Origin of the sequence: Dysgonomonas sp. 521 (genome assembly GCF_010501055.1) — a bacterium.
Classification (GTDB): domain Bacteria; phylum Bacteroidota; class Bacteroidia; order Bacteroidales; family Dysgonomonadaceae; genus Dysgonomonas.
Genome location: NZ_QVMO01000009.1, coordinates 66066 through 76388, shown reverse-complemented (window position 1 = coordinate 76388; position 10323 = coordinate 66066). Strand labels below are relative to the sequence as shown.

At 36.8% G+C, this 10323-nt stretch carries 10 protein-coding genes; 5 read left to right on the top strand and 5 right to left on the bottom strand.

Going from position 1 to position 10323, the window contains the following annotated elements; all coding sequences use genetic code 11:
- Positions 1 to 91: 91 nt before the first annotated feature.
- The 5 genes from D0T84_RS05055 to mobC form a co-directional block, all read right to left on the bottom strand.
- A complete protein-coding gene (locus D0T84_RS05055) occupies positions 92 to 916 on the bottom strand; it encodes a mechanosensitive ion channel family protein (protein ID WP_163306639.1) in 825 nt (274 codons plus the stop codon).
- 46 nt (positions 917 to 962) lie between these two features.
- A complete protein-coding gene (locus D0T84_RS05050) occupies positions 963 to 2960 on the bottom strand; it encodes a BCCT family transporter (protein ID WP_163306637.1) in 1998 nt (665 codons plus the stop codon).
- Positions 2961 to 2998: 38 nt separating this feature from the next.
- Positions 2999 to 4153 (bottom strand): hypothetical protein, encoded by a 1155-nt coding sequence (locus tag D0T84_RS05045; RefSeq protein WP_163306635.1) that lies wholly within the window; start codon positions 4151 to 4153, stop codon positions 2999 to 3001.
- Positions 4154 to 4895: 742 nt separating this feature from the next.
- Positions 4896 to 6137 (bottom strand): relaxase/mobilization nuclease domain-containing protein, encoded by a 1242-nt coding sequence (locus D0T84_RS05040; RefSeq protein WP_163306633.1) that lies wholly within the window; start codon positions 6135 to 6137, stop codon positions 4896 to 4898.
- A complete protein-coding gene (gene mobC / locus D0T84_RS05035) occupies positions 6127 to 6495 on the bottom strand; it encodes a plasmid mobilization relaxosome protein MobC (RefSeq protein WP_163306631.1) in 369 nt (122 codons plus the stop codon). Before mobC ends, D0T84_RS05040 begins: the two co-directional genes overlap by 11 nt.
- Before the next feature lie 757 nt (positions 6496 to 7252).
- Here mobC and D0T84_RS05030 point away from each other — a divergent pair.
- The 5 genes from D0T84_RS05030 to D0T84_RS05010 all read left to right on the top strand — a co-directional run bounded on the left by D0T84_RS05030 (position 7253) and on the right by D0T84_RS05010 (position 10323).
- Positions 7253 to 8230 carry a hypothetical protein gene (locus D0T84_RS05030; RefSeq protein WP_163306629.1) on the top strand — a complete coding sequence of 326 codons (978 nt, stop codon included), beginning with the start codon at positions 7253 to 7255 and terminating at the stop codon, positions 8228 to 8230.
- A gap of 519 nt (positions 8231 to 8749) precedes the next feature.
- The gene (locus tag D0T84_RS05025; RefSeq protein ID WP_163306627.1) at positions 8750 to 9058 is read left to right on the top strand and encodes a DUF3408 domain-containing protein; all 309 of its coding nucleotides are present in this window, start codon (positions 8750 to 8752) and stop codon (positions 9056 to 9058) included.
- A 146-nt stretch (positions 9059 to 9204) separates the two neighbouring features.
- Complete coding sequence (locus D0T84_RS05020; protein ID WP_163306646.1) at positions 9205 to 9372, top strand: helix-turn-helix domain-containing protein; 168 nt, start codon at positions 9205 to 9207, stop codon at positions 9370 to 9372.
- Positions 9373 to 9376: 4 nt separating this feature from the next.
- A complete protein-coding gene (locus tag D0T84_RS05015; RefSeq protein ID WP_163306625.1) occupies positions 9377 to 9676 on the top strand; it encodes a helix-turn-helix domain-containing protein in 300 nt (99 codons plus the stop codon).
- A gap of 320 nt (positions 9677 to 9996) precedes the next feature.
- Entirely contained in the window at positions 9997 to 10323 is a 327-nt protein-coding gene (locus tag D0T84_RS05010) for a hypothetical protein (protein WP_163306623.1), read from the top strand.

Genomic DNA, 10323 nt, shown 5'->3' with positions numbered 1-10323 from the left:
TTTTCAAATATGGACTTAATCACATAATGCAAGTGTTGTTAAATGCTAATAATCAGAATGATATTGATATCTTTAAATTTTTGTCATGTACTTAGCCTATTTTATCAAAATGTACATCCATTTGAGGAAATGGGAAGTTAAGTCCGTTTTTAGGGAATTCATTATACACCTTCTCGGTCAGCTCATATTGCAAATCATAATAGGTATCAAAATCTGTCCAGAATTTGACAATTATGTCTACAGAGCTGTCTGACAGGCTGTTCAGGTATACTGCCGGTGCAGGACTTTTGTGTACTCTTTTGTCATTTTCCAGCATTTCTATTAGTAAGTTACGAGCCTTTGCTACATCATCACCGTAAGATACACCGAATACCGCGTCGATGCGTCTTCGCCCTTCTTTTGTATGATTAGTGAGCGCTCCATTGACTAAACTCCCATTTGGCAAATATATAATTCTGTTATCAAAAGTTCTGATACGTGTGGTAAAAATCATAATCCCTTTTACAAACCCGAGATGTCCGTTGTCTGTTTCGATCAAATCTCCTATCTCGAAAGGTTTAATAGTAAGTATAACAACACCTCCGGCAAAATTTTGCAAAGTTCCCGACAGAGCCATACCAATGGCTAAAGAAGCGGCTCCTAAAATAGCAACAATAGAGGTCATTTCTATGCCTACTGTGGTGAATACAATTACTAAAACCAATATTTTTAACAAGATGTTCATTGTTGAAGTTAAAAATGTTTTTAATGAGGGATCTATATGCTTTTCCTCCATCATCTTTCTCATCGATTTCATAATTCTTTTTACAACCCAGAATCCAATAATGAGTATGCCTATAGCAATTAACAATTTTATTCCAAAATGAATTGCCGAGTTCCCAAATGTTTCTAATTGTTCTAAATTGATTTTATCCATAATAATCATGTTAATTATAATTTTGTATAACTCTAAAAATAAAAGTTTATTTATCAACTACTAATAATTCGTTTTTATCATCAGATATCAGGCTAATAAAGCGCTCATATTCTCTGAGGATATCAACAATGATCTCATCTTTGGTCATATATTGGATATTATTGCCACTACGACCATCATTGAAATATGTTATGGGAACATATGTTGTACCGGCTTCAATATCAGGAGCATTCTCTTCTTGAATAATATAATCTGACAACGTTTGAGGTTCGGCGACAACACCATAGCGGAAGTTTCTTATCTTGTCGTGTCGTATAAGAAGTTCTATAAATAAATCGTTTTTCGATCCTTTATTAATAGCTGCTTCGATATTATTTTCAAACAGCTCTTCCTTAATCTCTTCAAAGGCACTGTTTACCGTATTACTCAAAAATGAGTGAATATCTTTTTTCTGGGAAAAGGTTATTATCCTGCTCAGTCGTTCTTTCCACATACTTCCGTTCCATGCTATACTTCCGTATGGTAGTTCTGCATTATGAAACAAATGGTCGATCCGTAAAGCCTTCCATAAACAAAAACACAGCAGCAACATTATTAACCCGAAGGGTAAAGCAGAAATTAAGGTCATAGTTTGTAGAGCGTCCAAACCACCCGACCTAAGCATTACCAAAGAAAGTATAGCCAATAAAATTCCCCAAAAAATGTTTTGCCATTTTGGAGTATTTCTTTTATCCCCGGAAGCTATACTATTCATTACGAGAATTCCTGAATCAGCAGAAGTGACGAAAAATACAGCAATCATCAGTATGGCGAGTACATTAAGCACGGATGTGAGTGGAAATTCCTCAAAAAAACGGAATAGCAGGATGTCTGGATTGTTTGATAATGCACTTAGAGCTCCACCAACAACATGTTTATCCAGCCAAACGGCACTGCTACCGAAAACAGTCATCCATAGGAAATTAAAAAGAGAAGGGATCAATAATACAGCAATTATATATTCCCTTATAGTACGTCCCTTTGATATACGTGCAATAAAAAGACCAACAAATGGTGCCCATGAAATCCACCAAGCCCAATACATAATAGTCCATCCGGAAAACCAATCAAGGCTTTCTGTCTCATATGCAAACGTATTGAAAGTGAGGTTTGTAAAGTTGCTGACATAATAACCTATGCCTTCACTAAGAGTGCTTAAGATATATACAGTAGGTCCCATGATCAGAATAAATACCATCAATATAAATGCCAACGAAAGATTTAATTCACTCAGTTTTTTTACACCCTTATCAAGTCCCGTAAGCGTGGAGGTGACTGCTATTGCCATGACAACAACTACAATAATAGCCTGAAAAGTAAAACTGGATTCGGATAATAATCCGATACTAGTCAGTCCTGCATTCAGTTGCACAACACCAAAGCCCAACGTAGTGGCAATACCGAAAAATGTACTGCACAAAGCAAATGTATCTACAACGTTGCCTATGGGGCCATTAATCTTATCTTTCAAGAGTGGATATAAACCGCTCCGAATAGCCAAAGGTAGTTTATACCGGTATGCAAAATATGCGAGTATGAGGCCCATTACAGCATATATTGCCCATGCATGTATCCCCCAATGAAAAAAAGTGTATAGTTGAGCTTCTTTGGCTCTCTTGATCGTGTCGCCTATAGCGGGATTGGCATAGTGCGAAATTGTTTCAGCCACACCAAAATACATAAGACCGATCCCCATCCCCGCGGCAAACAACATGGCTATCCACGAAAAAAAACTATATTTAGGTTTAGCATTATCTGCTCCAAGCCTTATATTCCCCAGTTTACTTAGTGCGATTATAATCAAAAACAAGATGAATATTGTAACCAACAGAACATATATCCAACTCAGATTACTAAAAAAATATACTTTAATAATGTTTAGAGTATCATTTGCCTGACTGGGAAATATCCCACAATATAAGGATATGATCAAGATGACAGCAAGACCGGGCAGAGCTACCGATTTGGTAAAAGTTGTCTTAAATGAGTTTTTTAGTTTATCCATAACTAAGTTTATTTGTTTCGATATATATATTATTATATTTAAAAATAATAGCCAACATTGATATTGAAACGGCTATTCCACCGCGCATTACTTCTGCCTTTAGCTAGACCCTCTCCAAAATCGTTGGTAAGCCACGGCTGATTTTTCCCCAAAGCCATATCTATATGTGTATATAAGGGGCCATTTACGATGAGGACTCCGGGCACTAAATGCTGGGTAGTGTAATATCCTTTTTTTGATTTACTCACTATAGAATAATCTATATAAGGTTGAATAGTTTTCAGGAACTTATGATTTACAGGAATAGTATACGAAATACCTGCAACATAAATATTTCCTTTGGTCGCTACATCGTATGCCAAACCATAAGCCGCCATAGGTACTACATCCATTGGTTGCTCCAGGTCGTTAACCGCATTGTAATGGTAATGGATAAATTCTCCTTTGAAATTCCACTTTCTGTAATCTATAACTGTATGAAGAGCCCAAGTCAACCCCCATTTTCTTTTATTTAAAGCAGTATTATATATACTGCCAAATTGTCCCGAAATGCCACATTCTATATCTTTCGACAGTTGATAACGGACACGTGAGTTAAATTGATCCAATTCTTGTATAGAAGCAGGGGCTGCTCCTTCGTCATTACCTGATGAAGGAACAATGGCATACGAAAACCGGCTGTTACCAACACTTGTATCTTCTGTATTTGTGGTAAAAAAACCTTTCGGAGCAGCCTGTCTGAAGTACGCTACTTCAAACTTCAGGTTGTTGTGTGCATATTCTAATCCGATTCCGGTATTGTAAGTATCTTCCAGTCCCATGTAATAAGGTATTTGAAACCACCACGAATGGGATGCAAAATCTCCTATACCGAATGGCTTTTGGAAAACACCTAATTTTGTATACCAATTTTTATTTATTTTATATCCGATGTAGGCATGATGAATAAAATGCACTTTCGACCCAGGATAAAAGCGATATTGAATACTCATATCTAAATCCTTGTAGCGGCTATCGACCGAAAGAAACCACGTGTCGAATTTCATGTAGGTGTCCAGCGTATTACTCGATTCATAGTTTTCTGACGCGATATTAAAGCGTAAGGCTCCACTTATTTTAAAATTTATCTTTTCTTGGGCGTTTACTGTGAACGATAATATGGTAAAAAATAGCAATAGTAGGTATTTTAACATATATTCTATGTTTTACAATAGCTTACCCTAATCCGTGTGTATACAGGTATAGCTTAGTACAATAATGCAGGGTAATCGGAAGCAAATCCTATATTGGCAAGAGCCAATATTAATGGTTTCTTTCCCTCTTGAATTGTGATAGTTTGAAAATAAGAATTCAGATTATCATACATGTTAAAAAATGACAGAAACCTAATCTGAATCAGACGTGGATTTTCCACACTTAATTACAAATATACAAAAAATTACCCGATACATATGTTAATATTTGGTAATTTTGATTTTGAAATCATTTTCCGATATAGACAAAATGAATCTTATTTAGCTCATAATGTGATATATAAATAAATCATAGGCGATGTTTTTTGCTGCAATGTTTCTGCAAATAGTAGGTATCCCACTATTACATTTTTATCATTTTTTTCTATTCTGAATTTGAGGAGTCTTTGGTTTAACAGTTTCCTTTACTTGCTTATATTTGCCTCTAAACGATAATTTTGATGTTTGGGTTCGATATATTTTTCAGAACATTGTTATAAGCAACAATATTTCCCTCTTCCAATCAGGCAGTTGCCGTATAAGCATTTTCCGGAGTATTGCCCGCAATAAGCAGTTCATTATATAGGCTTTGCCTGTATTCATCGGCAAATATTCCATTAGGACTTAGTGCAGGATATTCTATTTCATAATAATCCAGAAGCTTCTCAATGGTAAATAGGTTAGATGGCTTGCTTATAAAAAACTACATTTTCCTTCCTCTATTTTTCTTATGAATTGTAGGCTGTTTAGGTTTCACTTCCACTTTTTTCTCTTTCTTAATTCTCGGATCACTCCACGATTCCTTGTACTCTACATCAGATCTATTACTTTTCCACAGGTACGGGTATGCATATGAACTGATACCATACCATTTGACTTTAGCTTTAGCAATATATCCCGCCTCAATCAGGATTTTATCCCGAACACGCATTTCATACTTACCATATTTGACAAATTCATCAGGATTATTTTTGCTAAAAAGAGCCTTATTCTTTTCATCATTCAAAAAAACATACGAAGAGAATTTTCCATTACTATCACTTCGATTCATATTTTCAAGAAAAATAAATCCGCTTTCACTCAAGGTTTTCCATTGCTCAGGAGTGAGTTCGATGCCACCGATAGATGGATTCTTAGGCTTATTCTCTGTTTGTTGTTCTACCTTTGGCAGCTGCTTTTTTTGTTGTTCTTGTTCTTTTTCTGCTTGTTCCTGCTGAATTTTGATATTCCTTTCAAACTCTTTTTTGAGGTTTCCGAAACTGAATTTCCTATCGATCTGTGATCCTTTGAAAGAGATATTGTTGTAACGGAACGATACACCCTCAATCTCATTTGTGGTTTTCCTATGCTTATATTCAATCTCAATCCCAAACTTTTGAAGAGCAAATCTTAAATCGGCAGGATTCTTACAATTATGCAAAACCGATTTTATTGCATCGTGAATATAGTACTTTACCTTATCGGGATTATCCAGTTTTTCCCGTTTGACCTTCTCTTTTCCTTTGCCGTAAGTTAGGTCATATTTATCTTTCAGTTTCTTGCAGACCTTGATGTTTCGTTTATAATCATGGTTAACCGAAATTAATTTCAGGTCATTATCGATGCGGTTATACACAATATGCAGATGGTCATTATCAGCATTGTGATGCCGAACAATGATATATTGAGTGTTCTTAATCCCCATTTCTTCCATATATTCTTTGGCTAATCGGAGCATAAAATCGTTCGTCATTCTCGCTCTATCTTCAGGAGAAAAGGATATAGGAATATGCCCGACAGGTTGTTTTATCTCTTTCCTGCCGGAACGTTGCATGGCAAAACTGCGGATAATATTCTTTGTATTATCCGTAAATACCCCTTCGGCTTCAAGCAAAGTCGCTGTATCATTCATTACATATGATACACAGCCTTTGAATGATTTTCCTTTGATATTTTTAGCGATCATCCAGTAGCTTTTTGATTTGACTTGTAATGACGATAACCTCCATAGCGGTATTTGGAAGCCCATATTTATTGGCTTGCTTGGCAATTTGATTCAGATTGTTTGCCATACCCGAAAGCTTCCGCATCAGGTCGAGTTCTTCCAAAGTAAAGCGTGATTTAATATTTCCTTTCAATACCATTTCCCGTGTATATTGGGTAGCTTTCATACCTAGTTTCTCGGCTTTTTCTTTTATGGTATTATAATCCTTTTCAGTTAATTTGAGATTGATTGAAGTCGATAATTTCGCTTTTTCTTTAGTCGGCCTTCCTCTGCGGAGAGACTTCGCTCCCAATTTATTCTCCTTTTTCTTATTTTCCATAACTGTTTCTTTTATGGTTATGGAATATCTCCGAATACATTTTTGTATTCGGGCTAGCCGTAACGAAAGCGACCAACGGGAGATGAAGTGAAGGATTGCCACACAGCTCTTTGGCGTTGCAACCATCGGGAGCAACAAAAAAGGGCTGTTCGGTGACCTCAAAATCTGCGACCGGCGGGAGCGGATTTTGAAGTAAAAGAGAAATTCAAGGTACGCCGGATTTCTCTTTTACGTGGTCACAGCCTCGCAGAGCAAGGTATGCACGAGTGTAAACTGAAAGAGCCGCAGGTGAATTTCGGGTTACCCGTGCGATTACCTTGCTCCTTTGACGGCGAGAAAAAAATAAAGAGGCAGGAGCCTTTTTGTTTTTTGATTCGGAGGCAACATTTTCACTCTGAAGTGAGGACACTATCGAACACTTCGAAACCAGCAATACTGCCGGAGTATTGCCGTTTGCTCTTCAAGGGTAGGTGGAGCAGTTAGCTATAATCTCTCCAGATACTTTACTTGTTCTGATAGTTTCAATTAATCGTCTCATCGTACTGATATTTATGTTACTAATCGTGGTATCCGGCATGGACACAAATACAAATATATGCTGTAATTCTGATAGTTATATACTTGCTACACCTATACGGATAACTTTGCATCGACTTACATTTATTTGCCACCCATATTGCCAATCCAACTGACTTTAGCTACTTCTGTTAGTAATATTGGTAATATTACTGGGGAAATATTTATCTTTAGACTATCTATGTATGAGTTTGAAGAACAGTTGGATTATGACAGCAATATTCCCGAAGCATTTCGGGAGGTGCAGATATGCCTGAATAGTTTTGTGGAAATAAACTACGAAACAATGTTAGGTATAATTTCCAATACGAGAGTTACCGAAGCAGACATTCGGCATTATCATAGTAAAGTAATTGATATTATTCGCAACAACCCACCATTAGAAAGTCTACCCAGATATCTTCGGGAAGGACGGGAAGATTATCTGTGGTATTCCGAGTTCTATGATGATGCAGGAAAAGATCTTTTTCGCCAGTATAGCAAATTTACTGCTCCTACCATTGAAATAAATAAAGTCAACTATACAAAGGAACTAACAAAAATAGATTTACCTTACTTTAAAGAGTTGGTAGACCTTGTAAGTTTGGAACGCTTGTGTATAAAATATGAGAAATTATTTCCAACTCCCTCAAAAGATACTGCCAAAGAAAAGCTTCCGACTCCCAAAGAGATTATTACTCAGAAAAAGTTGCCAACCCCTAAAAGCAATATAGTCAAGGAGGCTAAAGCTAAACCCAAAGTTACCAAACGTTCCTACCAGCCCAAACTGAGCAAAGAACAATATACATTATTAGCAGACTGCATAGAAAAGATTAGGTTGTTTCGCCTAAAAGTAAAAATATCGGAGATAAAAAAGCTCTTGGCAGGAAAACTAGCCGAACCATTACAAGTTACCAACCAAAAATCATTAGTTTATCTTTTTGACCAACTAATGGATTCCGGTCATATCAAAGATACATGGGTATCTGTTGCCGATGGTAATAAAGACTTTATATCCTTCCGTACAGAGGGCAATAAAGAAAGATACGGAGATAATACGCACTACATTAATATGCAACAACTACTCAATTGCCGTAATCGAAATAAGAAAGAACGTATTACCGGACTTGAAGATATAGAAGACCTGATAGAACAAATGAGGGAAAATTCGGCTGAATAGTTAAAAAATATTATTTGCCATTTTTACCTATAAATATTCCTTTTACTTACCAATACCACATGATTGCCTGAATATCAGCTGATTGGTATTTATATGCGGTTTGATAATTTCAGTCAAATTTGCCTTTCCTGATTATATGCCTCAACCGATATGTATTGATAATCAATATTATACTATCTCAACCTGTTAGGTAAGGCTGTTATGCAAACAGCGTGGGCATCAGTAAGTCGATAATTTTGTTCCTGATTTCGGAGGTCCGGTATACAATATCGTATATCCATTATTCTCCGGGAGTGCATAGTTATGTATAGAGCCAATAAAGCCAACCGTATCAGGGATGTTTGAGTAAGTTCATATCTGTAAGTGTTAGCATGTACTATTAACACACTTACATGTATTAAATCATTAAACATTATTATTCACATTTAAAATAAAATCAGGATGAGTGACGAACTTGAAAATACTAAATCAGAAATAGAAAAGAAAGATATGTCCGAAATAATTGAAGACAGTACATGAATGCCAACTTCTGCCAAAGGTAAGGCCGGTCGTAAGAAAGACGAAGAAGATTATGCCAGACGATTTTTGACCACACAGAAAATCAAGGATTATACTCCGGTATATATCGATGTGCGTATGAAAGAGAAGCTACAGACGCTTGTCGCTTCCTTACAGCATATTATGCCAGAGATAACCCCGACTATCTTATTGTCGAATATCCTTGCCGACCATTTGTCTGTGAACAGGGAACTGATAACCCGTGTAGCCAGCGAGGGGCTAAAACGCTCTCTAGCCAGCACATTCAACAGTGATAAAGAACAGAAGTAAAAATTAATTTGTAAAATAAATAAACTATGGAAATAGTATGTATTGAGCTGTTAGCGTGGGAGAGGCTCAAACGACAGATTAGCAGATTAACACTTGAAGTAAGTGCATTAAAAGAATTATATTGCCCTAATCCCCGTGACGGCTGAATAGACTCGGCGGATGTCTGCCGGGCTTTGGGTATATCGAAACGTACTTTACAGACCTGGCGTAATAATGGTAAAATACCGTATGCTATGTTGGGAGGCAAGGTATACTTTAAAGAGTCGGATATCAACGACTTGCTTCGAACAGAGATAAAACCTGTAAAGAAATAGCCTTATGGATAAGTATATCAATTTCGATTCTGAAGAGTTCAGGGAACTCGAAGGACAAATAGAGCAGGCTCTTGGTAATGTACAGGATGTTCGGGATAAGCATCGTCCGACGCTGGCTGACAATCGTTATCTGAGTGGGGAGGAAGTAATGGAGTATCTCCATATCTCGCCCCGTACACTTCAAACCCTGCGGGATAAGCGAATGATCGGTTATACGACTATCGGAGGGAAGATACTCTATCCCGAGAAGGAATTACAGCAAGTCTTGTATGATAACTACCACTCGCCTGAACTGCCTTTCTAAGACGGGAATGGAGGGAAACAAAACATTTTTTCTTTTTCATCTGCTAAACATTCTTTTTACAGGAAGAAGGATAAATCAGACAAATCTTTTCCTGAAAGGAAAACCCGTCAGGGCATAGGGTTTGGCGTTTTATTCTCTTCCTGTTATTTTGTGGGCAGATAAATAAGAAACTATTGGTAAAGAATGATATTTTTATTTACACTTTTGCAGGACAAAACAATAGCAATCAATTTTTATATTTAAGCCGGTCAAATCCGGTAAATTGGATATAAATACTTATTTTTGTTATACCATTAAATATTCATATATAAGATATATCTATGTGGTCCGATTGGAAAGAACGAATCAAACTTGAACCGAAAGTAAGGCACAGCCTGCTGTGGGAATATGACCTTTCCGGTTTCGACTGGCAATATATGCGGGCGTTAGTCGTCGAGCGTATTATTGAAAGAGGTTGGGATGAGGATTATTATGCTATGTTCGCCCTTTATGGAGGCATAGAGGGAGTAAGACAGATCATCCGGGATGAAATATTGAACCTTTCCGATAAAGATATTGCTTTTGTTTGTGCTGCTTTTAACTTAAAGAAGGAGGAACTCAAATGTTACATACGCAAACAGTCGAGGCAGGCACTTATGCACTCTTAA

What these genes read in the sequence shown, in the direction of transcription:
- D0T84_RS05040 (WP_163306633.1), bottom strand. Translation starts at nt 6,137, where the DNA reads ATGATCGCTAAAAATATCAAAGGAAAATCATTCAAAGGCTGTGTATCA.
- mobC (WP_163306631.1), bottom strand. Translation starts at nt 6,495, where the DNA reads ATGGAAAATAAGAAAAAGGAGAATAAATTGGGAGCGAAGTCTCTCCGC.
- D0T84_RS05015 (WP_163306625.1), top strand. Translation starts at nt 9,377, where the DNA reads ATGGATAAGTATATCAATTTCGATTCTGAAGAGTTCAGGGAACTCGAA.
- D0T84_RS05055 (WP_163306639.1), bottom strand. Translation starts at nt 916, where the DNA reads ATGGATAAAATCAATTTAGAACAATTAGAAACATTTGGGAACTCGGCA.
- D0T84_RS05030 (WP_163306629.1), top strand. Translation starts at nt 7,253, where the DNA reads ATGTATGAGTTTGAAGAACAGTTGGATTATGACAGCAATATTCCCGAA.
- D0T84_RS05045 (WP_163306635.1), bottom strand. Translation starts at nt 4,153, where the DNA reads ATGTTAAAATACCTACTATTGCTATTTTTTACCATATTATCGTTCACA.
- D0T84_RS05050 (WP_163306637.1), bottom strand. Translation starts at nt 2,960, where the DNA reads ATGGATAAACTAAAAAACTCATTTAAGACAACTTTTACCAAATCGGTA.
- D0T84_RS05025 (WP_163306627.1), top strand. Translation starts at nt 8,750, where the DNA reads ATGCCAACTTCTGCCAAAGGTAAGGCCGGTCGTAAGAAAGACGAAGAA.
- D0T84_RS05010 (WP_163306623.1), top strand. Translation starts at nt 9,997, where the DNA reads ATGTGGTCCGATTGGAAAGAACGAATCAAACTTGAACCGAAAGTAAGG.